At 68.4% G+C, this 22557-nt stretch carries 18 protein-coding genes; 4 read left to right on the top strand and 14 right to left on the bottom strand.

Annotated elements, in window-relative coordinates:
- Positions 1 to 26 precede the first annotated feature (26 nt).
- A complete protein-coding gene (locus E0H50_RS32755; protein ID WP_131294860.1) occupies positions 27 to 1034 on the top strand; it encodes a zinc metalloprotease in 1008 nt (335 codons plus the stop codon).
- Here the strand turns inward: E0H50_RS32755 and E0H50_RS32750 are convergent.
- Genes E0H50_RS32750 through ddaH form a run of 6 tightly spaced genes read right to left on the bottom strand, consistent with a single transcriptional unit; the run spans position 1019 to position 6340 of the window.
- A complete protein-coding gene (locus tag E0H50_RS32750) occupies positions 1019 to 2272 on the bottom strand; it encodes an APC family permease (protein WP_238151517.1) in 1254 nt (417 codons plus the stop codon). The two genes, E0H50_RS32755 and E0H50_RS32750, sit on opposite strands and share 16 nt — an antisense overlap.
- 27 nt (positions 2273 to 2299) lie before the next feature.
- Complete coding sequence (locus E0H50_RS32745; RefSeq protein ID WP_131294858.1) at positions 2300 to 3307, bottom strand: asparagine synthetase A; 1008 nt, start codon at positions 3305 to 3307, stop codon at positions 2300 to 2302.
- Complete coding sequence (locus tag E0H50_RS32740) at positions 3252 to 4601, bottom strand: methylaspartate mutase (protein WP_131294857.1); 1350 nt, start codon at positions 4599 to 4601, stop codon at positions 3252 to 3254. The genes E0H50_RS32745 and E0H50_RS32740 overlap by 56 nt, the downstream gene beginning before the upstream one ends.
- A complete protein-coding gene (locus E0H50_RS32735; protein WP_131294856.1) occupies positions 4598 to 5050 on the bottom strand; it encodes a cobalamin B12-binding domain-containing protein in 453 nt (150 codons plus the stop codon). The genes E0H50_RS32740 and E0H50_RS32735 overlap by 4 nt, the downstream gene beginning before the upstream one ends.
- Positions 5051 to 5105: 55 nt before the next feature.
- A complete protein-coding gene (locus E0H50_RS32730) occupies positions 5106 to 5438 on the bottom strand; it encodes an avidin-fold protein (RefSeq protein WP_131294855.1) in 333 nt (110 codons plus the stop codon).
- Entirely contained in the window at positions 5435 to 6340 is a 906-nt protein-coding gene (ddaH, locus tag E0H50_RS32725) for a dimethylargininase (RefSeq protein WP_131294854.1), read from the bottom strand. Before ddaH ends, E0H50_RS32730 begins: the two co-directional genes overlap by 4 nt.
- Positions 6341 to 6465: 125 nt before the next feature.
- On the opposite strand from ddaH, the gene E0H50_RS32720 reads away from it, so the two are divergent.
- Positions 6466 to 7881, top strand: coding sequence for a hypothetical protein (locus E0H50_RS32720; RefSeq protein WP_131294853.1), 1416 nt, complete (start codon positions 6466 to 6468; stop codon positions 7879 to 7881).
- Positions 7882 to 7930: 49 nt separating this feature from the next.
- On the opposite strand, the gene E0H50_RS32715 is transcribed toward E0H50_RS32720, so the two are convergent.
- On the bottom strand, positions 7931 to 9241 hold the full coding sequence (locus E0H50_RS32715; RefSeq protein WP_238151513.1) for an MFS transporter: 1311 nt from the start codon (positions 9239 to 9241) through the stop codon (positions 7931 to 7933).
- 192 nt (positions 9242 to 9433) lie between these two features.
- Between E0H50_RS32715 and E0H50_RS32710 the strand changes: the two genes are divergently transcribed.
- The gene (locus tag E0H50_RS32710) at positions 9434 to 10678 is read left to right on the top strand and encodes a cytochrome P450 family protein (RefSeq protein ID WP_165547376.1); all 1245 of its coding nucleotides are present in this window, start codon (positions 9434 to 9436) and stop codon (positions 10676 to 10678) included.
- 394 nt (positions 10679 to 11072) lie between these two features.
- On the opposite strand, the gene E0H50_RS32705 is transcribed toward E0H50_RS32710, so the two are convergent.
- The 7 genes from E0H50_RS32705 to E0H50_RS32675 are packed head-to-tail and all read right to left on the bottom strand — an operon-like array spanning position 11073 to position 20301.
- Positions 11073 to 12872: an ABC transporter substrate-binding protein gene (locus tag E0H50_RS32705; RefSeq protein ID WP_131294851.1), complete on the bottom strand. Its 1800-nt coding sequence runs from the start codon at positions 12870 to 12872 to the stop codon at positions 11073 to 11075.
- Positions 12873 to 12896: 24 nt separating this feature from the next.
- Positions 12897 to 14162 carry an ATP-grasp domain-containing protein gene (locus E0H50_RS32700; protein ID WP_131294850.1) on the bottom strand — a complete coding sequence of 422 codons (1266 nt, stop codon included), beginning with the start codon at positions 14160 to 14162 and terminating at the stop codon, positions 12897 to 12899.
- Positions 14163 to 14168: 6 nt separating this feature from the next.
- Entirely contained in the window at positions 14169 to 15302 is a 1134-nt protein-coding gene (locus E0H50_RS32695) for an FAD-dependent oxidoreductase (protein WP_131294849.1), read from the bottom strand.
- A 6-nt stretch (positions 15303 to 15308) separates the two neighbouring features.
- The gene (locus tag E0H50_RS32690; RefSeq protein ID WP_131294848.1) at positions 15309 to 16961 is read right to left on the bottom strand and encodes a class I tRNA ligase family protein; all 1653 of its coding nucleotides are present in this window, start codon (positions 16959 to 16961) and stop codon (positions 15309 to 15311) included.
- Positions 16958 to 17434 (bottom strand): cupin domain-containing protein, encoded by a 477-nt coding sequence (locus E0H50_RS32685; RefSeq protein ID WP_131294847.1) that lies wholly within the window; start codon positions 17432 to 17434, stop codon positions 16958 to 16960. The genes E0H50_RS32690 and E0H50_RS32685 overlap by 4 nt, the downstream gene beginning before the upstream one ends.
- A gap of 2 nt (positions 17435 to 17436) precedes the next feature.
- Positions 17437 to 18948: a PqqD family protein gene (locus tag E0H50_RS32680; RefSeq protein WP_131294846.1), complete on the bottom strand. Its 1512-nt coding sequence runs from the start codon at positions 18946 to 18948 to the stop codon at positions 17437 to 17439.
- Between the two features lie 51 nt (positions 18949 to 18999).
- Entirely contained in the window at positions 19000 to 20301 is a 1302-nt protein-coding gene (locus tag E0H50_RS32675) for a SidA/IucD/PvdA family monooxygenase (protein ID WP_131294845.1), read from the bottom strand.
- 239 nt (positions 20302 to 20540) lie between these two features.
- Here E0H50_RS32675 and E0H50_RS32670 point away from each other — a divergent pair, with 239 nt between their 5' ends.
- Complete coding sequence (locus E0H50_RS32670) at positions 20541 to 22496, top strand: heparinase II/III domain-containing protein (RefSeq protein WP_131294844.1); 1956 nt, start codon at positions 20541 to 20543, stop codon at positions 22494 to 22496.
- Positions 22497 to 22557: the final 61 nt, after the last annotated feature.

Below are 22557 nucleotides of genomic sequence, written 5' to 3'. Positions count from 1 at the left end.
GAGCGTCTGCTCGAGGGGGAGTAGCAATGAAGTCCACGCGTGCATTCACGATACTGATCAGCCTGACGCTAGGCGTCGGCCAACTGACGACCGGTGGCGCGGTCGCCGCCGATCCATGCGGCCTGCCACGAGGCGTGCTGAAGGCGAGCGACCTGGCGGCTCGCTCCGCGATCGAGTGCGGAGCCGTCGGCCGGTTCGTCGACGCCGGGGACGGCGTACCGCTCCAGGTGCAACCACCTGGCAGCAGCATCACTTTGGACATGCTGTATCCGGACGGAGCCCGGACCTACAGCCTGACCACCGACGCCGAGGGGAAGGTGACGACCGGCGAGCAGATGGTGCATGACCGCTTCCCGGACCTGCCCGGTCCGGGACCGTGCGAGCGCGACACTTACACCCTCCGCTCGTACAAGTGGTACCGGCCCTGGTTGTTCCGGACGACGAAGGGAACGTCGCTCACCAACGGCAGTCAGGCCGACTTCGACGCGGCTGCCCGCAGGTCCGTGGTCAACATGACCCGGGGCCGCAACACCTGCGGCATGCGAGGCGACACTGCCGCGGCCGGCGCCCTGGTCGGCCACACTGCCGTCCGCGGCAACTTCGTCTACGCGGACGGTCAAACGACGTGCGGCGCATCCGACGGCCACAACGTGATCGATGCAGGGGATCTGCCCGGCGGCTTCCTCGAGGCGACGCTGGCCTGGACCTGCACCTGGGCCGAGACCCGCCACGGTGTCACGCAGGCCGTCTCGGCCGACATCCGGATGAACAGCGCCGATTACAAGTGGACGTACGACCCCACCCGCGATCCCGCGTGTGTCCCGGCGCAGCCACCGGACCAGGACCGGTGGCGGTACGACGTGGAGTCGGTGCTGACCCACGAGATGGGTCACGTCTACGGACTCGTCAACCTGAGCGCCGACGAGGATCTGAACCTCACGATGTACCCCGGCGTACGACGCTGCACCGGACACGTGCGCACCTTGGGGCGTGGCGACGTACTCGGCATGCGGGCGCTCTACGGACGTCGGTGAGACAACCGTAGGTAGAGCAGTGCGGCCACGCTGACGAGCACCGGCCAGAGCAGGTACACACCGGCCGTCAGGAGCAGGACCACGACGGCTCCTTGGGCGACCAGTGCGGCGAGACGCGCGCGGCTTCGTCGCGGTAGCAACTTGACTGCCGCGGCGACGCCGACGGCGTACACAGTCACGAACAGCCCGGTGGTGAGCAGGACCAGCGACTCTGGCTCGAGTCCTGCCACCACGACGACCACGGCAGTCAGCATCGACATCGCGCTGAGTACGGCGAGACTCCGGCGTGGCACCACGCCGGCCGAGCTGCCACGGGCCAGCCAGGCAGGAAGAGCGCCGTCGCGGGCGAGGGCTGCGCCGAGCTTGGACGCGCCCGCGTAGTACGCGTTCATCGCACCGAAGGTCAGCAGGAGCGCGGCCGCCGCGGCAAGCACTCGGGCGTTGCCACCCAGGCCGATCGCGAGCAGATCGCCAAGTGGTGCGTCGGTATCGGCGGCCCGCGGGCCCAGCACAGTGATGGTGGCGAAAGCGACGCTGAGGTAGATCACGCCGACCACGATCACCGCGACGGCAGTGGCCCGCGGTACGTCGCGGGCCGGGCGGCGGAACTCGGCGGTGAGGTACGTGACCGTTTCCCAGCCGACGAAGCTCCAGACCAGGAGCGCGGCGGCAGGGCCGATCGCCTGCCAGCCGTGCGGCGCGAACGGCTGCAGGTTGGACAGGTCGGCGTGCGGCAGCGAGAGTGCGACCGCGAGACCGAGGAAGACTGTCAGCAGTCCGGCGAGGCCCATCTGGACCCGCCCGGTCACCTCGATACCGAAGGCGTTCGCGGCCGGCACGATGGCCAGGAGCGCCAGCATGGTTGCGAAGACGGCACCCCGTCCGCCGCCGAGCGCGGATTCGACGTACCCGCCCGCCCACAGCGCGGCGGCGGGACCGCCGACCGGGACGGACAGGTAGAAGCACCAGCCGACGATCGCCGCTGCCCGCTCGCCGAAGGCCAGTCGCGCGTACGTCGCGATGCCGCCCGAATCGGGGTAGCGCGCACCGAGTGCCGCGAAGGTCGCTGCCAGCGGAGCGGAGACCACTGCCAGGCCCAGCCACGCCAGTAACGACGCGGGGCCGGCCACCTCCGCGGCGAGCCCGGGCAGTGCGATGACACCGGTCGCCAGTACGGCTCCGATGTACAACGCCGTACCTTGCCCGAGACTCAGTCTGCCGGATGCGGTTTCTGTCACGCGCGACATCTTCGCTGGAACCGGCGGTCAGGGTGAAGCGATGCCGGGAACCTTCGGAAAGGCGCTGGCCTGCCAGACCGAGTCCAGCCCGGCGACGTACCGGGTGAACCGCTCGAGGCCGAGGCCGAACCCGGCGCTCGGCGGTACGCCGTCCCGCAGCATCTGCAGGTACCAGGCGTACTTCGCCGGGTTCTCCGCCGTCTCCCGCATCCGCGCGATGATCGTGGCGTAGTCCTGCTCGCGTTCGCTGCCGCTGCAGAGTTCGCCGTACCCCTCGGTGGCGATCAGGTCGAAGTTCCGCAGCATGCCGGGCTGGTCCGCGGACTCGCGGTCGTAGAAGCCGCGCGATCCCTTCGGGTAGTCGGTGACGAAGAACGGCCTGCTCGCCTTCGCCGACAGCTTCGCCTCGCCCTCCCAGTCCAGCTCGGCGTCCGGGCTCTGGTCGTGACCGGTCGTCCGCAGGTCGGCGACCGCGTCGGCGTGCGTGCGGCGCCCGAACGGTGCGCTCAGCAACTCGGCGAATCCCGAGGTGTCCCGGCCGAGGGCTTCGAATTCGTGGGGGAGTTCCGCCAGCACCTGCTGTACGACGTGCCGCACCAGGTCCTCGGCGATCGCCATCGCGTCGTCGCGGGACGCGTCCGCCATCTCGAGGTCGATCTGGTGAAACTCGGCCAGGTGCCTGCTGGTCGACGCGGTCTCGAGCGGTTCGAGCCGGATGTTCGGCGCGATGAAGAAGATCTTCCCGAACGACGTCAGAGCCGCTTGTTTGTAAAGGATCGCGCTGGTCATCAGCTTGTACCGGTGCCCGTAGTAGTCCACGTCGACCTGCTTGGCGCCGCGCGCGCCGGGGTCGGTGACCGGGCCGATCACCGGCGGCAGCAACTCGATGAACCCGCGGTCGACGAGCAGTTCGCGGGCCGCGGTGAGCATCCGGTGCTGGATCCGGAGGACCGACCGGGTGACCGGTGAGGTCAGGTGCTCACGCGGGCCGGCTGGCAGCCGGGCTTCGGTCTCCGGGATCCGGGTCTCGGTCATCTGGTGCACTCCCTACTGAGTCGGCTTGGTACTCCTGCTCGAGGCTCGCGTTGTCGAACCTGCGCTCGACGTATGACAGTGCCGCCAGCAGGCCGGCCGCCGTCGGCCTCGCCGAGCTGGTCGGGCCGACCACACCGCGGATCGGCAACGAACCGATCGACGACCACTGCAGCCGCCCGGCGCTGTCGACGTAGCTGCGGGCCCGGCCGGCGTTGTCCGGGTGCAGGCAGTACGGCACGTCGAGGTAGCCGCGCCGGAACGCTGTGGCCAGTGCCGCGCCGAGATCCGGACCGAGGTCGAGCACCGCCTCGATCAAGGCGCTCGCCTCGGCGTGGATGCCGGTGTCGCCTGGGTCGCCGACGATCGTGAGGCAACTGTCCGCGGCCAGTGCCGCGGTCTCCAAGGCGGCGACGTTCTCGGCGAACGTCGGAATTCGGTAGCCCTCGGCAACGGTCTTCACGATCAGCCGGGCCGCGCCGGCCCGGACCGCCAGCCGGGCCGCTTCCTCCAGGAGCCCGGTGGCGCCGGCGGGCGTCCGCGGATACACGCCCATGTAGGTGTAGACGACGATGTGCCAGTCGAGGTCCGGCAGCCACTGCGTGGCCAGCCGGCGCAACGCCAGCAGCGCTTCGGTGTCCTGATCGGGGTTGGTCTGCTGGGCGTAGCTCAGCGAGACGCTGCGGATCCCGTGCTGCCGGAAGAACAGGCATTCGAGCACGCTCAACGCGACCAAGAGGCCTGGCGGGCAGAGCTGACCCATCATGCAGCCGCCGAAGCTTTCGACGTGCGGTTCGGCTCCGGTCGCTCGGACGTCGGCCAGCAGGTCACAGCTGCGGGCCCAGTTCGGAATCGAGTCCTCCAGCGGCATCCGGCTGTACGGCAGGCAGTACGAGACCGGCCCGCCTTCGGTCGCGTGCAGACCGGCCTGGATCAGCGCGGCCACGATCGGCTCGGGACACGGCGAACCGTGCCGGATCTGCACCGGGAACTCGGGCCCGGCGACACCGTCCAGTACCGCGCGGGTGACGGCCGGGTCGTGCGCGACGATGGGGTAGCCGTTCAGCTCGATTCCGGCCGCGAGCGCGGCCCGCGCGTTCACGTTGTCACCCATCCGGGTGTAGCTGTCGAGCGTGATCGTGCCGACCGCGGTCGCCGTCGCCTTGCGGGTGGCCACGAGCCCGGTGCGCATCGCGGCGGGACCGCTGACCCCCATCCGCGGTTGCACCACAAGCGTTCCGGCTCGATGCGCCCGGGCAACGAAGTCACCGAACGAGCCGGTCTCCGGGACGCTCACGAAGCCTGGCCGATGGCGAGCCTGCCGACGTACGACTGGAAGGCGGTCAGACCGGTGCCGTCCTCGAAGACCGCGCCGTACCCGGCCGCCGTCAGCTGGGCCCGGCTGCGGTCGCAGCCCGGCCCTGCGATTCCGAGCTTGCCGCCGATCACCATCGGGGTGCCGGCCAGCTCCGCGCGGCTGCGGACCTGACGGATCAGCCGCAGCCCGTCGTGGAAGCCGTGGCCGTTGACACTGCTGACGACGATCAGATCCGGTCGCAGGCGCAGGCACTCGGAGATCATCAGCTCGTCCGGAACGCAGGCGCCGAGGTTGTGCACCTGATGGCCGAGCTCCTCGAGAACCAGTTGCAGAACGACCAGATTCCAGGTGTGCGAGTCCGACGACACGCTGGTCAGGACGACGGACAAACCGTCGGCGCTGACCTCCAAGCCTTCGGCGTGATTCATGACAAGCAGAGTGCGGACCGGCGGTGGCCTGATACATCCGGCTACATCGGGCCGATCAGCCGGGCGCGATCTCATCGAGCTCGGACAGTCCGGCCGCGGCGTGCGGACCGTACCGTTCCCAGCGTTCGTGCAAACGGATCCTGCCGTCCGGCAGCAGCTCCGGTGTGCTCTCGCAGTGCCCTGCGACCAGTGCGCCGTCGGCGAGGACCATGGTGTAGCTGAACTCCAGTGTGTCGTCCGGCCGGCACACGCCGGTGAGCGAACCACGGCGTACACGACCTCCGCTGAAGTCTGCCCAGAGCAAGTCGCCGCTCTGCCGGTACGACGCCACCGTGACATCGCCGTTGGCTCCGGCTGGGGAGAATTTCCTGCCGTCGTAGTCGATCATCGGCGACCTGCCGGACCGTGCAGCTCCAACACGCAGCACTTCACCCCGCCGCCGGCCCGTAGAAGCTCGGAGACATCCAGGCCGATCGGCACGAAGCCTGCTTCCCGCAGCTTCGCGACCAGACCGGTCGAACCAGCCGGCATCAGGACGTGGAGGCCGTCGGACACCGCGTTCAGCGCGAACACGCCGGCGTCTTCGGCCGTTGCGATGATCGCGGTCGGGAAGAGTTCGCGCAGGATCGCCTGACTCCCCGAGGTGAACGCGTCCGGGTAGTACATCACCGTCTCGTCGTCCAGCACGGCCAATGCGGTGTCCAGGTGGTAGTACCGGTCGTCGACGAGGGTCAGTCCGATCACCGGCCGGTCGAAGTACTGCTCACTCTCGAGATGCGCGCGGCGGTCGGTGCGGAACCCGCTGCCGGCCAGCAACCAAGGCCCGGCGGACAGGTAGTCGCCTTCGCCCTCGTTCGCCGTCGAGGCCTGCTGGACGTGCAGACCGCGGTCGGCGAACCAGTCCAGGTACGCCGTCGACTCGGCGTCCCGCTCGGTATGGCGGAAGCGGGCCACGAGCGCGCGGTCGCCCCAGACGGTGGCGCCGTTCGCGGCGAACACCATGTCCGGCAGCCCGGGCGCCGGTGGGATCACGTCCACGGTGTGCCCGAGGTCGACCAGTTGGTCGTGGATCCGCTGCCACTGCGCCGCCGCGATCGGCTGGTCGGTCGGCTTGGCGGGGTTCATCCACGGGTTGATCGAGTAGACGACGTCGAAGTGGGTGGGCGGGCACATCAGGTACCGGCGCTGGGTGCTCCGCCGGATCACGGCGTTGGACAGAGCGTTGGACAGCGCGTCGGACGGTCCGTCGGCGGTGGTGGTCGGCGTACCGACCTCGGAGATGAGTTCCATGCCGACAAGAGGGCGCAGAGACCGCGATCAGATACCCGCACCGGCCGGTGTATTTCCGGGCGCCGGTCCCGGTCTCTGACCGAGCAGGAGCGCTCTGTTCCGTCCTGACCCCGGAGGTCCCGAATATGCTGACCGGCCTGAGCCGAGCTGAACTCACTGCCCAGTACCTGGACGAGATCAAGCGCCGCGGGATCTCCGCCGCCGAACTCGTGAGCACCCACCCCGAGTCGATCGGCCTGCAGTCGGTGTACGGCGGCCGGTACCTGGCGCGGCCGCTGTTCCTCGGCGCCGACGAGTGCGACCAGCTGGCGAACGACATCCTGACCATGCACGCGGCTCTGACCAGCCTGCCCGACAAGTTGTACGGCGGTGACCTGGCGGCGTTCGCGCGGTCGGTCGGAATGACCGACGTACAGGTCTCGGCCGTCCTGCGCAGCCGCGGTACGACCGTGACGAAGCAGAGCCGCGCCGACCTGTACCTGGACGAGAGCGGCTTCAAGCTGCTCGAGTTCAACATGGGCAGCGCGCTCGGCGGCATCGACCAGTCCGACATGGCACGGGCGTTGCTGTCCCAACCGATCCTGCAGGAGTTCGCGCAGACGCACCGGCTGAGCTACGTGGACACGATGCGCGAACAGGTCAACAACATGTTCGTCGAGAGCGGGTTCTCCTACGACTCTCGGCCGGTGCTGGCCACCGTCGACTGGCCGAGCAGCTACGAGACGCTCGAGCCGTACATGCGGCACTTCGCGACACGCCTGCAGGACATGGGAATCGACGCCCACGTCGGCCACATCGGGCAGCTCGAGGTCCGCGACGGCGGCGTCTGGCTCGGCGACGTGAAGGTCGACATCATCCAGCGCCTCTTCATGCTGGAGGACCTGCTCGAGTACCCGGACGCGTCGGCGATGATGGATCCGGTCCTGGACGCCGCCGCCCGCGGCGAGGTGAAGATCTTCACGCCGCTGGACGCCGAGATGTTCGCCAGCAAGGGCGCGCTCGCGGTGTTGTCCGACGAGGCCAACCGCCAGTACTTCGACCAGCAGACGCTGACGAGCCTCGACCGGATCCTGCCCTGGACCCGGATGGTGCGTCCGGGGCCGGTGACCTTGGAGGACGGCACGCAGGTCGAGCTGCTCGACTACGTCCTCGGGCACCAGGCAGACCTGGTCCTCAAACCGACGTCGCGGCACAGCGGGGAGGGCGTGCTGCTGGGCTGGCGTGCGGACACCGACGGAGAGCTGTGGGAGGAACGGGTCCGGGAGGCGCTCGACGGGCCGTGGGTCGTCCAACGCCGGATCCGGCCGGTGCCGGAGCTGTTCCCGATGCCGGACGGCGACCCAGCACCCTGGATCGTGAACTGGGGCGTCTACACCGTCGTGAACGGGTTCGGCGGTGTGTATGCGCGGGCCCTGTCTGTCGAGTCAGACGTCGAGGTGGTCCGGCTGGACGCCGGCGCGTCGGTCGGCTGCTGCCTGCATGCTCTGCCGGAGGACTCCGACGTCGAGCCGGGGACCGCACTTCCGGTTCGCAAGAGCTGACGAAAGGGGCCGGTGCGACGCACCGGCCCCCTTCAGAACCTCAGATTTCTCAGGTTGCCGCTTCGGGGTTGGCGCCAGGCGCCGCCTCGGTCTCCTCCGCCTTGGCGGTCGCGGCGTCGGCCGGCTGCTCGTCGGGGCGGCGCATGCCGATCCGTGCGCAGACGGCGGACAGGACGGCCACCCCCGCCGCCCACAGCCAGAACGTCTGGCCGACGTGCTCCCACAGCCACACGCCGACCGCCGGACCGATCGCGTTTCCGAGACCGAACACGCTCAGCATGGCACCGGAGTACCGGCCGCGCAGGTGCGGCGGCGCGACCATCCCCGGGTAGGCGAACGTGGTCGGTGCACCGATGATCTCCGACGTCGTCCAGATCAGGGTGCCGATGACCAGCAGGACCGGGACCAGCGCGATCGCGTAGACGCCGTACCCGACGGCGACCAGGCCGAATCCCGCGATCGCGGTCAGGCGCAGCGGCCAGGTCTGCACGTACTTCGTCGCCGGGACCTCGCAGACCGCGACCACGATGGCGTTCGCGGAGACGATCACGCTGTACCACCACAGGCTGAGGCCGTCGTTCACGATCGCCAGTGGAAGCACCGCGATGTACTGGCAGTAGACGATCGTCACCAGGAACACGGCGGCCAGGTAGAAGTCGTACCGCCAGTCCGCCAGCACCGCCCGGTAGCCCTGCTTCGGCTCCGCGGCCTTCGCGGCGCTCGCAGCCTCGTCCGGCGCGGCCTTGCCGGGCAGGAACTTCCAGGCGATCGCGCTGTAGAGCACGGCGGCGAACGCCTCGGCCCAGAACAGCAGGTCGTACGAGACCGACACCAGCGCGACGCCGACGATCGGCGTCACCGCCGTACCGAGGTTGATGGCCAGCCGGTACATCGCCATCGTCATCACCAGCTGACCCGGCTTGGTCAGCTCGGCCAGCATCGCCTGCGCGGCCGGCCGGTTCAGCTGGCTGACGGTGCTGACCGTGATGATCGCCAGGAGGATCACCCAGTACACGTTGATGTAGAGGATGGAGACGATCAGCGCGGCCGAGCCCAGCATGCTGATCAACGTCGCGGCCCGGGCACTCAGCCGATCGGTCAGCCAGCCGCCGATGAACGCTCCCAGCACATGGCCGGCACCGTAGATGCCGAGGGCGAGACCTGCCTGGCCGGCCGTGAACCCGCGGTGGGTCATGAACAGCACCAGGAAGATCTGCAGGAAGGCGCCCAGCCGGTTGACGAAAACTCCGAACAGCAGCGCCTTCGACGTGATCGACGTCTGGCGCCAGGTAGCGATGGCACCCAGGCCGGCGCCTGGCTGCTCGGCCGAACCCGGTTCGCGGTCGACTTCTTCGCTCATCAGCCACTCCACCCCTCTGTGCGTTCGACCCTGCACGTTATCGGTTGGAGCGCCGTACGGACAGCCCTCAAAGGCAACAAAACAAGGCGTATCAGGGCGGGTCCGCGGGCGCCTCTGATGAATGACGGCGACGCGTAACGGAAGCGTACGTGCGCCCCTGTCGACATGCCTGCAGCCAGGAGGATCGGATCTATGACAACCGAAATGACGGAGGCCCTCCCGCGGATTCCGGACGACTTCATGCAGAGGCCGTACGAGATCCTCGAGCCGTACCGGAAGGCCGGCCGAGTGCACCACGTGGTGTTCCCGCACGGCGCCGACGTCTGGCTGGTGACCCGGTACGCCGACGTACGGGCGCTGCTGCAGGATCCCCGGGTGAGCAAGGACGGCACGCGGATGAACGAGATGTTCGCGCGCCACACCGGGACCTACGTGGAGGACGAGAAACCCGACGTCGGCTTCGACGACGAGCTGTCCCAGCACATGCTGAACAGCGACCCGCCCCGGCACACCCGGCTGCGGTCACTGGTGAGCAAGGCGTTCACGCTGCGCCGGATGGACGAGTTCCGGCCGCGGATCGAGCAGCTCGTCGACGACTACCTGTCCAAGCTCGAGGGCCGCGACGACGTCGACCTGGTCACCGAGTACGCCCAGCCGCTGCCGATCAACCTGATCTGCGACGTGCTCGGCATCCCGTTCGAGGACCGCGAGCGGTTCCAGCAGTGGGCTGTCGAGCTGGTCGGCGCCGGGCACCCGCCGGAGGTCGTCGAGACCGCCTCGAAGAACGTGCTCGCGTACGGGCACCAGATCATCGCGATGAAGCGCGAGAACCCCGCCGACGACATGGTCAGCGCGATGCTCGAAGGCAGTCCGAACGGCGACCGGCTGAGCGACGACGAACTCGTCGCGATGATCTTCCTGTACACGGTGGCCGGCCACATCACGTCGCAGCACACGCTGTCGAACGGGATTCTCAGCCTGCTCACCCACCCCGACGCGATGGCACGGCTGCGCGGCGACCTGGAGATCATGCCGCAGGCGATCGACGAGCTGATGCGGTACGACGGCGGCGTCGGCGTGGCGACGTTCCGGTTCACGGCCGAGGACATCGAGATCGGCGACGTCGTGGTCCCGAAGAACAACATCCTCGCGCTGTCGATCCTGTCCGCGCACCGCGACGACGAACAGTTCCCGAACGCGAACACCCTCGACCTCGACCGCCGCCCCAACGGAGTCCTCGGCTTCGGCCACGGCCCCCACTTCTGCATCGGCCAGCCACTCGCCAAGATGCAGACGAACATCGCCCTCACCCGCCTCCTGGAACGCTTCCCTCACCTCCACATGACCGCCGACCCCAGCTACCTCGAATGGGAACCCAGCACCCTCCTCCGAGGCATGCACCACCTGCCGGCCTCAACCCTCCCGCCAAAACCCTGACCCGAAGCTCCGGCCGAGCTGCCAGGGAAGAGGTCAAGGAAAGAACAGAGCACACAGGAGATTCAGAGTGGCGGCCGGCCTTCATGGTCGGCCGCCTCTCTGCGGGGCCGTTGGACAGGTTCTGGTGGGCCCGCACCTGATATTGCCTGTCCACAACACCCGAAAGGTGTCTCTTCTCCCGACAACCGGCTGACCACGCTCACTGGCGGCCGCAATCGGTCGGGACCTGCAGCTCGACAGTACGTATACGTCTACTACCTGCCACCTCGCACCGTGCAGCAGGCGGGATCGCCGGACAGTGGACGTATACGTACTGTCGACCTTGCACACAGATCACAAATCCGTGGCACCGCCGGGCGACCGAGCACGCGTGCAGCTGGTACCGCATCAATGGTTACTTCTCGACGTAGTACCAGTCTTCGGGGTTGATGAGGCCGTAGGGGTTGACCGGCTCGATGCCGTGGAGGTTCTTCGCGACCTCGAACATTCGGTTGGGGAAGCCGGGCGACCAGATGGTGGGCACCTGCTCGGCGATGTAGTCCTGGTAGGCGTACATGGCTTCTGGGTCGTCGCTGTGGACTGTGCGGTCGATGAGCTCGTCGGCTTTCGGGTCGCTGTAGTCGCCGAAGTTGCTGCCGCCGCCGGTGCGGAAGAGCATCTCGCCGGTCAGGTGGCCGTAGAAGGACCAGCCGCCGTTCCAGGTGTTGATCTCCCACAGCCGTTTGCTCGGTACGTCGGGGCTGTGGTCCTCGGCCACCATCACCGACCCGTACACCGGCTCCAGCTTCAGCTCGATCCCGGCCTTAGCCGCGTCCTCCCGAAACATCTCCAGCAGCCGGGTCAGCGCAGCCTTGCCCTCGACGTACCGGATCGTGAACGAGAGTTGGTCGCCGATGTCGACGCCCTCGCCCGCGCAGCCGGCCACCTCACCCGGCTGGACGCAACCCGCCGGCAAGGTGCTCGTGTCCCAGCCGTGCGCCTCGAGCAGTTCGCGCGCGGCGTCGACGTCGAACGGCATCGGGTCCTTGCGCTGCTTCGGCGACACGTGCGGGTTGGCCGGCGACGGCGGCACCGGCCCGTCCATCCGGTACGCGTTCCCGTGGTAGATCTCCCGGATCGCGCGATCCTGGTCCAGGCACATCTGCAGCGCCTGCCGGACGTACGTGTGCTTGTAGATCCGCGCCGCGGTGGAGTCGTTGTCGAAGTTGAACGGCATGTAGCGCACCACGAACACGTCCTGCGGGACCAGCCGGTACGAGTCCGCGAGCGGGTCCTCGCCGTCGTCGGTGAGACCCATCCCGAACGGGAGGTACCCGATCTGGATCCCGTCCGGTGCGTCCGGTCCGGCCAGCAGGCGCTCGTACATCAGCTCGTCGGTGTCGTTCTGCACCTGCCGGAACTCGTCCAGGTGCGGCTTGTTCGGCCCGGAGTACTTGTCGTTCGGGACGAAGGTCACGACGCCGTCGACGGTGTAGCTCTTCAACCGCCACGGGCCGTTGACGACGCTCCACACCGGGCTCTCGGCCCAGCCGCCCCGGAAGTGGTTCGCCTCGACCGTCCACTCGCCGTTCTCCGCCACCAGGTAGTCGTAGACGGCAGGGATGTCGGCCACGTCGTACGACGCTCGCGCCGGCCCGCTCGCGGTGCGGTCCCAGGCCTTCGGCATCGGGGTGATGAGCGACAGCTGGTTCATCTCCACCCACGTCTTGGAGTACACCTCGTCGAACGTGAACCGAACCTTGTCCTCGGCAACCTTCTCGTACGACAACAGGTTGTCCGGGAAGTAGCCGGGTACGTAGTAGCCGAGCCGGTCGCCCTTGACCGCCATCATGTTCACCCAGAACATCACGTTGTCGGCGCAGATCGGCTCGCCGTTCGACCACTGCCAGGGTTTGAGCGTGACGGTGACACTCAGCCCGTCCTCGCTCCACTCCGGCGGGTAGGCGAGGCTCAGCTCGGGGTTCACTTCCGGCCTGCCCTCGCGGCCGAGCCAGTACAGCGGGCGGAACATCAGCACCTGGAACTCGTACAGGTTGCGGATGCCGATCCGTTCCCGCGGCGTGAACGGGAAGATGGCGGCCGGCGGGAAGCCGGGGTTGCAGGCCCAGGTGACGGTGCCACCCTCGACCCTGGCTTTCCGTCGGCCGTCCTCGGACGGCTGCTCGGACTGCTGTTCGGACAACACCGTGGACATCCAGGTCACCTCTCGTGAGTTGAATCAGGCCGTGAGCCGGGGCGCCGGCGCAACTAGCTGTACGTCGATCTGCGCGGCGAACTCGTAGGCCGTCCGGATCGCTTCGTCGAAGGTCGCTCCGCTGGTGCAGAGGAAACCGAGGATGTTGTTGCCGTCCGGGGGCCGCCGGATGACGTCGCCCGGTTGGGCGGTGATCTTGAGGAAGAACACCCGGTCGGACTCGGCGACCGCGGCCGGTACGGTGATCCGCTCGATCTGGCCCGGTCCGCCGATCAGGCAGGTGCCGGCCAGGTGCACGCCGGTCGGGTGATAGTGCTGGACGTCGGGCTTGGTGCCGGCGGCGACGGCCATGGTCGCGCGGATCGGGCAGTAGCCGGTGCTGAGCCGGGCGAAGTAGTCCAGCCCGCCTCCGCCCGGCCGGACCGCGATCTCCAGCAGGTGCGGCTTGCCTTGGTGGAACCGGACCTCGGCATGCATCACGCTGCGCCGCAACCCCTGTGCGTGCGCGGCCGTGGTGACTACCTCATGGACGGCGGCCAGCTGATCCGCGTCGAGCGTGGTCGGGGCGCGGTGTGCGTCGTCGTCGAACGTGTTGCCCTCGATCGTGATCCGGTCGACGATCGAACCGAGGTACACCTCGTCGTCCCAGGCGAGCGCCTCGATCTGCAGCTCCCGGCCGTCCAGGAACGACTCGACGAGCAACCCGTACGGGCCGACGTCGATCCCCTCGGCCTCCATCCGGAACCACGACATGCCCGCCATCCCGTCGAGCGCCTGCGGGAACCGGGTCCGCAGCTCGGCAGGGTCGTCGATCTTGAACACGAAGTTGCTCGCGGCACCTAAGGTCGGCTTGAGGATGACCGGGTACCCGAACTCCTCCGCGGCGGCGAGCGCGGCGGTGAGATCGGGCGCCAGCCGGAACCTCGGTACCGGCGCACCACCGCGCTCCTGCGCCTCACGCATCAGGAGCTTGTTGCGGCTGACCCTGGCCGCGTCCAGGCCGACCCCCGGCAACCCGAGCGCTTCCGCTACCGCAGCCACCGTCAGTACGCCGGACTCGGAGAACGTGAGGACGCCGTGGAACTGCTCGGCGGCGTGCCACGCGCGAGCCGTCGCGATGATGTCGTCGATGTGCCGGGAGCCGGCGATCCGGTAGCGCTCAGCCGGCCAGTAGTCCGGTTCGCCGAGCCCGTTGAGAACGAACAGCGTGCCGCCGAACTCCTCGATCTGGCGGTAGCGGGACTGGTAGTAGCGGGCGTTCTGGACGGCTTCGAGAGCTAGCAATTTCACGGTGGTCTACTCCTTACCGGCCGCGGCGAGGAAGCGCGGCCGGTCGACCGCGTCCAGTCCGGTGGGGCGCGGGGTCGAGCCGACGGCGCGATCGGCGAGCGCGCGGGCGATCTGCGGTGCGAACTTGAACGACATTCCGCCGCACGCGGCGTACGCCCAGACCGCGCCCGCGCCGTACGACGCCAGCAGCGGCCCGCCGCGGGTCCGCTCGGACAGGTAGAAGCCGTCGAAACAGTCGACCACCGCCGCCGGATCGAACCCTGGGAGTACGTCGGTGAACACGCCGATGAGATGTTCGCGCCAGCGATCGGGGGTGACCCGATCGGTCATGGCCCCCGCCGACCGGCAGGCGCTGGCCGCGCTGAGCCGCAGCGAAGCGTCCGAATGTGCGGGCGCCGGCATCAGCCAGGCGTCGCCTGCCGGACCGAGCCCGAGGACCGCGGGCATTCCGGCGGTCTGCGGCCGGTATGTCAGCACGCTCTGCCGATGCAGCGTCAGATCGGAGGCGACCGCCGCGGGCACCAGTTCGCGGGACCACGGCCCGGTCGCCACAACGACTCGGTCGGCGGTACGGGTCCTGCCGTCGGCGAACCGGATGATCCCGCCGTCGTCATGCTGGGTCACCTCGACCACCCGCTGATGCGGGTGCAGCCGGACCTGCGGCCGGTTGCCCAACCAGCGCGCTACCGCGACCAGGGCATGATCGGCCAGGACGACGCCGGCGGTGGCCTCCAGTACGGCTCCGGATCCGGGCGGGAACCGGATCCATGGATACCGTCCGGTCAGGTCGGCCGGCGACAGTCCCCAGGCTCTCGCACCGCCTGTGGTGAGGACGGCGAGCTCGCCCGCCACGTTCTGCTCCGGCATGGCAGTGAGCGCCCCGGCCGGGTGGTAGAAGCGCGAGCCGATCACGCTCTCGACCTCCAACCAGCCGGCATGTGCCTGGGCTGCCGCCGACGTCAACGCGGGCTCGCCGCGATGCAGGGCGCGGACCACTCGCAGCCGGTCGTTCGAGGTGGCGGTAGGCGATGGAATCGGGCCTGCGTCGACGAGGTCCACCCGGTTCACGCCGGGCGCACGGACACATTCGACGGCGGTGAGCAGACCGACTACCCCACCACCGACCACGGTGATGCGCATCTGGGATCACCCGGCGGCCACGTCGGCCGCCAGCAAGGGAGGCGCGAACGGGGTGACCTCAGCGGTGTCGAAAGCTCCCGCGACCAGGGTTCCGGCCTCCGGCGAATCGTCGAAGACGCCGGCTTCGCGAGCCGCGGCGGCCAGATCGATGAGGAGGGGAGAGGCCAGCGCGAGCAGCGCCTTCACCTCGCAGAACAGGTCGCCCCAGGCCTCGGGCTGCTCGTCGAGACCTTGGCCGTCGAGGGTCGTCGCCTGCCGCCGCAACCGGTCGATCTGGATCAGCACGGTGTCCGCCGAACGGTTCAGGTTGAACGTCGGCATCTCGTACCCGAGGTCGAACCGTTCCAGCATCAGTGCCACGCGCTGCCGGCCGGCGTCCGAGACCGGGAGCCGGCTGCTGTCGGCGCCCGCGTTCGCCATCGCCTTGGCGAGGATGCCGGCCAGCTGGTTCCACGGGCCGACCAGCCGTTCCGCGGCCATCGCGTCGAGCCCGGCCCGGCTGAAGGTCGACCGCTGGTACTCCGGCGCGGTGAGCGCCAGGTACAGCCGGGCGACGTCGCGCGGTACCTCCTCGAGCAGTTCCTCGGGGGTCAGCACATGTCCCTTGCTGGTCGAGAACTTCGAGCTCTCCAGCTCGTAGAACTCGTTGTTGATGATCGACTCCGGCCAGACGTACTTGTCGCCGTGCGCCATCAGCATCGCGATGTGCGGCAGACAGAAGTAGTACGCGTTGTCGAAGCCGAGGAAGTGCACGATCCGCAGGTTCCCAGTGTTGTCCGCAGCTTTGCGCCACAGCTCACCCGGGAAGGTGTCGCGGCCGAGCTTCGCGGCGGCGTACGACGTGGTGAACATGCCGGCCGGGATCAGTTCGAGCCACGCGTTCAGCACCTGCCCCGGGACCTCCGGGAACTGGGCGTCGATACCCCAGGTCAGCGGGAACGTGATCGGCACGTCCTGCAGCGGCCGGGACAGCAGCTCGGCGATCATCTGCCGGACGTGCGGCCTCCGGTGCTCCTTCAGCTTCTCGTGGTACGTCGTCAGCCGCTCGCGGTACTCCTCCAGCGGCAGCACCATGATGGTGGCCTCGCGGTACGTGAGCTCGTCGTTCGGGTTGATCGTCGAATGCGGGTTGAGCAGCTGGTCGAAGTTGTTCGGGTGGCAGCAGGTCTCGCACAACCCGCCGCGGCTCGACGTCAGGCAGACCGGGCAGTCGCCCTCGATCAAGCCCTCGACCATGAACTCGCCGGTCCGTTCCAGGTACGGCAACCGGACGGTCTTCAACCGGAACACACCGGCGGCGTGCAGGGCACTGAAGTACTGCAGCACTGTGGCGCGGTAGGTCTGGTCGAACGGGCCGAACCCGTCGATCGAGATGCCGATCGCGCTCAAAGCACCTTGGATCTTGGCCGTCGACTCCTTGCACAGCTGCTCGGGTGTGATACCCGCCCGGCCCGCCGACGCCACGACGTACGTCTGGCTGTCGTCGGTCTCGGAGGTGAAGATGACGTTCCGGCCGCGGGCTCGCTGGTACCGGGCGTAGACGTCGCCGGCCAGGTACGGCCCGGCGATGTGGCCGAGGTGCATGCCGCCGTTCGGTGTCGGGTTCGGACCGAGGACGAGGACGGGACGGTTGTCGTCGGACGGCAGCAGTCGGTTCATCGGCTGGCTCCTACTCGCTCGGCGTTCTCGGCGTTCTCGATGGCCTCGGCGGTCTCGGCGTTCTGATCGGCGTTCGCGGCGGCCTCGGCGGCGAGCGTCTCGGTGTCCGATCCGGCGTACTCGGCGAGGAACCGGTGGGCCATCTCGGGGTCCCACCAGATGCTGCAGAAGACGAAGTCCTCGTCGGTGAGGTTGTGCACCCGGTGCAGCTGGCCGGGCGTGAAGTACGCGACGTCGCCGGCCCGGAACGGCTGCCGCTCACCGCCGCACTCGACCACGCACTCGCCGGAGACGGCGACGAAGATCTCCTGCTCGTGATGGGTGTGCAGCTTGGACACCGTCCCCGCCCGGCAGACCGCGTAGCTGGTCTCGAACGGCGCGTTCAGTACCGGCCAGGGCTGCAGGCGCTGGGTGTCCACGCCGTACTCGTGCAGCAGGTTGTCGCGATCCAGCCGGGAGATGTGTACGACCATGGCTACCGTCCCGAAATCTGCTCGAAGGTGTTCGGACCGTCCTTGGAGTGCCGGGTCTCGATGACCGCCTTGTGCGGATCGCCCGCCAGGATCAGATCGATGACCGGCGTACCGCCGCCGGCGCTCTGCACGGACCGGCTGTAGAGCACCCGCAGCTGGCTCGGTGTGAGTCCGCTGATCCGCTCGAGCTCCGCGTCCAGCGTGGGATCGTCGGCCGCACCGGCCAGCAGGCTGTGGATGTCGCTGGTCCGCGCGGACAGGGCCGGGTACTCGCGATCCAGGAACTGCTGCAGCCCGGCGCCCTGCCCAGCGAAGGGGGAGTAGGTCATGCAGACCAGGTGTTCCTCGGTGAGCCCGAACGTCGTCAGCGCGTACTCCTCGGCGGCCCGCCGCATCCGCACCGGTGCGTCCGGACCGTCGTACCGGGCGCGCATGATCTCGACCAGTTCGTGCGGGATGTCCTTCTTGCGCATCAGGCCGAGCGCGAACTCGACGTACTCGGCCAGACCCTCGTCGTACGAACGCTGGAACAGGCGCTCGGCCTTGAGACCGCGCAGATGCGCCATCAGCGCGGGGTTCGCGCAGTCGGACTCGGTGAAGCTGAACGCGAGGTCGTCGAACTCGAAACCGAGGAAGCCGGTCAGCAGGTCGAAGTGGTCCCCGGCCGCGTAGGCGGTCTCGCCGTAGACGGTGAAGAACCGCAGCCGATCCGGTACGTCGACGCTGACCCGGCGCTCGGTGATCGCGGCGGTGTCGTTCGCGCCGTGGATGTCGGCGAAGTACGACTGCGAGATGTCGTCGAGCCGGCCGAGCACCCGGCCGAATCCGTTCCCGCTGGACCGTGGCGGCCCGGTCCGCAGACCCCGCGCCAGCCGCCCGACCCAGAAGCTGTACTGACGCTGCTCCTGCGGCGAGTCGCCGGTGATCAGCACGTCGGCGCCGTCGCCGTACGCCGCTGCCAGCCCGAACGCGTTGAAAACGCTGAGATTGCAGGAGTTGCAGAACGTCGGCCGTCCGTCGGCGAACGTCCGGTGCCCCGTCATCAGGATGTCGAGCCGATTACGCCGTACGACGTGGTCGCGCTGCGGGGAGTCGACGTCGAACTCGCTGATCTCGTCGCCGTCCACGAGCAGCAGCTCGCAGTCCGGATCGTCGGTCAGCCCCAGCGCCTGGTACTCGCGGTCGATGTTCTCCAGCACCGCGCGCGGCATTCCCGCGTGCCGGTTGGTCGCCACCCGCATCCGGAACGTCCGGCCGTGCACCCTGTCCAGGATCAGCTGCATCGCCCGGACGAACGCCAGCATGTACGCGCTGTCCTTGCCGCCGCCGAACGCCACCAGGACGAGGTTGCGCTCCAGCTCCTGCCGGTGCGGCAGCTCGTCCAGAAGCCGTCCGCTGCAGCGCAGCGCCTCGGCCATGAGTCCGGGTGGCATCGCCGAACGCAGGCCGGCGAGCGTCCGTTCCCGGGCCAGTGCCACACCGTCGGCCGGGCGATCCAGTTCGAGTGTCGTCATCCGGTTCTCCTTGCGGGGCTGGCCGTTTCTGATGGGCACCGCTCCCACCCCTTAGAGCCCGGCCGGCTCCTCGGCTGATACAGCCGTCACCGGGATTCGGCACCGATGCGCGACGATGTCCCGGCAGATCTCCTCGGCCCGCTGCGCCAGCACACTGAGCAGCGAGTCCGAGATGCCGTGCGTCTCCTCGTTGACGCCCTGGAGATAGCACGCCGCCGAGCTGTTGTCGCCCATTTCCAGTCGGTACTGGCGGGACACCTCGACCTGCTCCAGCCCGAGGTCGCTCGCGAGGTCGCGGACCAGCCGCGGCATCCTGGTGTCGAACCCGGTGCCCAGGAACACCAGGTCGCGGCGCAGTTCGGTGACCGCTCCGGTACGCCGGTCGGTCAGTTCCAGTACGACTTCGTCGCCGACCTCCTGCGCGGACGTGATGTCCACCATCGTGACGAGTCGCCGATCGGTGCGGTCCTGGAAGCGGTCGAGGTACAGGTCGGCGTACAGGTGCTCGAGCATCGGGGGAGTGACGACCGAGTAGTTGGTCCGGTACAGCTCGCGGAGGATCTGCTCGCGGGCCGCCGGCCGGGCGTCGTAGAACTCGTCGACGAACGACGGGTAGTACATCTCGTTGGTGAACTTGCTGGACTGGTCCGAGCTGAGCCCGATGGACCGCATCAGCCAGGTGATGTCGCTGTCGGGCAGGTCGTCGCGGAGTGCGCGGAACATCTCGGCGGCACTCTGCGAACTGCCCACGACGGCCACCCGGTACGGCAGCTCGCCATCCAGTTCGGCCACCCGGTGGCGGTACTGCGTGCTGTGGATGATCCGGTCCGGGGAGATCCGGGACAGCTCCGGGGGGATGTTCGGCTCGCGGCTCCCGCCGTACACCAGGTACCTGCTGAGGATCGTCGTACCGTCGGCCAGGCTGGTGACCCAACCCGTCACCGCCCCGGCGTCGTCCCGTCGCGGCCGTACGGCGGCAGCCTCACAGCCCAGCCGGATGCGGACCTGGGTGAGCGAGTCCGCAACCCAGCGCAGGTACTCCGCGAACTCGACGCGGTACGGCGTGAACGTGCTCATGTTGACGAACTCGTCGAGCCGGCCGGTCTCGTACAGGTGGTTCAGGAACGAGAACCGGCTGCACGGGTCCCGCTGCGTGACGAGGTCCTTGAGGAACGACACCTGGCTCGTCGCCCACGGCATCAACATGCCCGGCTGCCACTCGATCGCCGGGTTCCGGTCGATCAGCAAGGTGCTCGCCGCGACCTCCGGCGCCAACTCCTCGAGCGCCACCGCCAGCCCAAGATTCGACGGCCCGGCCCCGACCGCCAGCAGTTCGACTACCTGTTCGGACATCCAAGCCCTCGCCTCCGGTCGCCAACACCTTCCTTTCGAGAGCACCTCTCCACCCGCCGTTGATACACGCGCGCAGCCGACTTGCCCCGACTTGTGGCACGGTCCGTCAGGCACTGAACACCCGAGGGACAACTGGTCCTGTCCAGAACAGGACCTTCGCCCCTGGGCAGCGTGCGACACCGGGCAGACCCTCCAAGCACCGCTGCGGTCAGGCGGAGCTGCTGAGGGGGGACAGATCGATGAGATCAAGGAGAACGACCGGTGTGGCGGTGGGGATCGCCGTTCTGGTTCTAGGGGCCGGAACGGCGGCGGGGGCGAATCGCGCGCCGGCGGCAGCACCGCCCGGCATCACGATCGAACCGGCGCCGGACAGTCCGGACGAGGCGCAGTTCGTGGCAGGTGCGAGCAACTTCGTGCCTGCGACGGCGGCACCGGCGACGGACATCGGGCCGAACAAGGTCCAGTCGCTCGCGGCGCCGGTCTATACGTGTCCGGGGTTCAGCGGGATCGAGAAGACGAACCCGTTGGCCAACCTGTACAGCGACAGGTTCGCGTGGGGACCGTACGCCTGGGTCAAGGTCGGCACCGGTCGCGGCAACATCAACTGGGCGTCGAATCCGTACAAGAACGCCAGCTGGTACATGTGGTTCCACTCGCTGCGCTGGCTCGGGCAGGGGATCGTTGCCGCGGGCAAGGGTGATCTGGTCGCGCTGACGCGGGTGAACACGATCGCCTACGACTGGTACCGCGACAACCCGTACTCGTGGAAGGGCAACATCGGGGCGTGGGAGTCAACCATGCACCGCACCAACGTGCTGATCTGCTTGCGGCAGGCGATCCTGTCCGGGCTGCAGGTCACGACGCTGCCGATCCGGTATGCGTGGCTGGACGCGGCGCTGCTGAGCCACGCGCGGTTCCTCACCTACAACTGGAGCGGCGCCTGGAACCACGGCACCGACGAGAGCATCGCCTTGTTCGGTGTGGGGGTGACGCTGAACCGGAGCGACTACAAGAACCTGGCCGTGCAGCGACTGGGGGCAGGTGTCACCACGTCGATCGATGCGCAGGGTGGGACCAACGAACAGTCCACCGGGTACGCGTCGTTCAACTACACGCTCTGGGGTCGCGCGATCGCCGTACTGCAGAACGGCGGGTACAGCGTCGGGACGACGATGTCGACGCGGCGTGCGCTGCTGGGGAAGTTCTTGGCGTTGGCCACGAACTCGATGGGCATGCTGCCGCAGATCGGTGACACCGAGCTCCGGCCGACGTACCCCTGGCCGGGGACGCCGATGGAGTACGCCGGATCGCTGGGAACCAAAGGTACGGCGCCCTTGTGGCGGGTGGGGATCTACTCGGCCGGTTATGTCTTCGGCCGGACCGGTTGGGGAACTGATCCCGCCAGGGGCTTCGCCGGTGAGTCGGCGTACAGCATCAGGTACGGTCCGGGGCGGGCGTTCCACGGGAACTTCGACCACACCAGCATCACGTACACGGCGCGTGGCCGGGACATCGTGGTCGACGGCGGGTACGCGGCGTACAACGCCGGTGCCTATCGCACGTGGTCCGTCGGTCCGACTGCGCACAGTGTGATGACGACCCCGATGTCGACGTACCTGAACCCGGTGACCCGGTTGACCGCGTACTCGGTGCGGTCGAACGCGGAGTCGTACGTGTTCGCTGACGCACCGGGAGCTGGGATCAGTCGTCTCCGCTCGGTCCTGGTGCTGAAGGATCCGGATCTGCTGGTGGTGTGGGACCGTGCGTCGGCGAAGACCGCGCAGGCGTTCCAGACGTTGTGGCACCTGCCGCCGGATCAGCGGGCGAGCGTGTACTCGCGGACGACCGCCGTGGCGATGGCGTCGGGGGACACGTCCAAGACGATCCTGTTCCAGGTGCCGTTCAAACAGGCGCTGCCGGCCGGGGCGATCCTGGTCAAGCAGGCACAGACCAACCCGATCCAGGGCTGGCAGTACCCGAGCAGCTACGTTCGCAAGTCTGCTCCGACGCTGATGCTGGCCCGTTCCGGCAAGACTGCCTCGATCCTGTCCTTCGTGGTTCCCGTGCGTGCCTCAGGCACGGTCACCTACAGCGTGCGGCAGGTCGGTACGACGTTCATCGTCTACCTCAACGTAGGAGGCAAGCGAACAGCCATCGCGATCTCGGGCGGCGGCTCGCTCTACCGCGCTGGATAGGAATCTGATGTCGTGCCCGGCGCTGATGGTGGCGTCGGGCACGGTCTCGGCCGACCGGGGG

This window comes from Kribbella sindirgiensis, assembly GCF_004331435.1.
Taxonomy (GTDB): Bacteria; Actinomycetota; Actinomycetes; order Propionibacteriales; family Kribbellaceae; genus Kribbella; species Kribbella sindirgiensis.
Note: the sequence above shows the minus strand (reverse complement) of the source record. Positions and strands in the feature narration are given on the sequence as shown.

What these genes read in the sequence shown, in the direction of transcription:
- E0H50_RS32755 (WP_131294860.1), top strand. Translation starts at nt 27, where the DNA reads ATGAAGTCCACGCGTGCATTCACGATACTGATCAGCCTGACGCTAGGC.
- E0H50_RS32745 (WP_131294858.1), bottom strand. Translation starts at nt 3,307, where the DNA reads ATGACCGAGACCCGGATCCCGGAGACCGAAGCCCGGCTGCCAGCCGGC.
- E0H50_RS32735 (WP_131294856.1), bottom strand. Translation starts at nt 5,050, where the DNA reads ATGAATCACGCCGAAGGCTTGGAGGTCAGCGCCGACGGTTTGTCCGTC.
- E0H50_RS32730 (WP_131294855.1), bottom strand. Translation starts at nt 5,438, where the DNA reads ATGATCGACTACGACGGCAGGAAATTCTCCCCAGCCGGAGCCAACGGC.
- ddaH (WP_131294854.1), bottom strand. Translation starts at nt 6,340, where the DNA reads ATGGAACTCATCTCCGAGGTCGGTACGCCGACCACCACCGCCGACGGA.
- E0H50_RS32720 (WP_131294853.1), top strand. Translation starts at nt 6,466, where the DNA reads ATGCTGACCGGCCTGAGCCGAGCTGAACTCACTGCCCAGTACCTGGAC.
- E0H50_RS32715 (WP_238151513.1), bottom strand. Translation starts at nt 9,241, where the DNA reads ATGAGCGAAGAAGTCGACCGCGAACCGGGTTCGGCCGAGCAGCCAGGC.
- E0H50_RS32710 (WP_165547376.1), top strand. Translation starts at nt 9,434, where the DNA reads ATGACAACCGAAATGACGGAGGCCCTCCCGCGGATTCCGGACGACTTC.
- E0H50_RS32705 (WP_131294851.1), bottom strand. Translation starts at nt 12,872, where the DNA reads ATGTCCACGGTGTTGTCCGAACAGCAGTCCGAGCAGCCGTCCGAGGAC.
- E0H50_RS32695 (WP_131294849.1), bottom strand. Translation starts at nt 15,302, where the DNA reads ATGCGCATCACCGTGGTCGGTGGTGGGGTAGTCGGTCTGCTCACCGCC.
- E0H50_RS32690 (WP_131294848.1), bottom strand. Translation starts at nt 16,961, where the DNA reads ATGAACCGACTGCTGCCGTCCGACGACAACCGTCCCGTCCTCGTCCTC.
- E0H50_RS32685 (WP_131294847.1), bottom strand. Translation starts at nt 17,434, where the DNA reads ATGGTCGTACACATCTCCCGGCTGGATCGCGACAACCTGCTGCACGAG.
- E0H50_RS32680 (WP_131294846.1), bottom strand. Translation starts at nt 18,948, where the DNA reads ATGACGACACTCGAACTGGATCGCCCGGCCGACGGTGTGGCACTGGCC.
- E0H50_RS32675 (WP_131294845.1), bottom strand. Translation starts at nt 20,301, where the DNA reads ATGTCCGAACAGGTAGTCGAACTGCTGGCGGTCGGGGCCGGGCCGTCG.
- E0H50_RS32670 (WP_131294844.1), top strand. Translation starts at nt 20,541, where the DNA reads ATGAGATCAAGGAGAACGACCGGTGTGGCGGTGGGGATCGCCGTTCTG.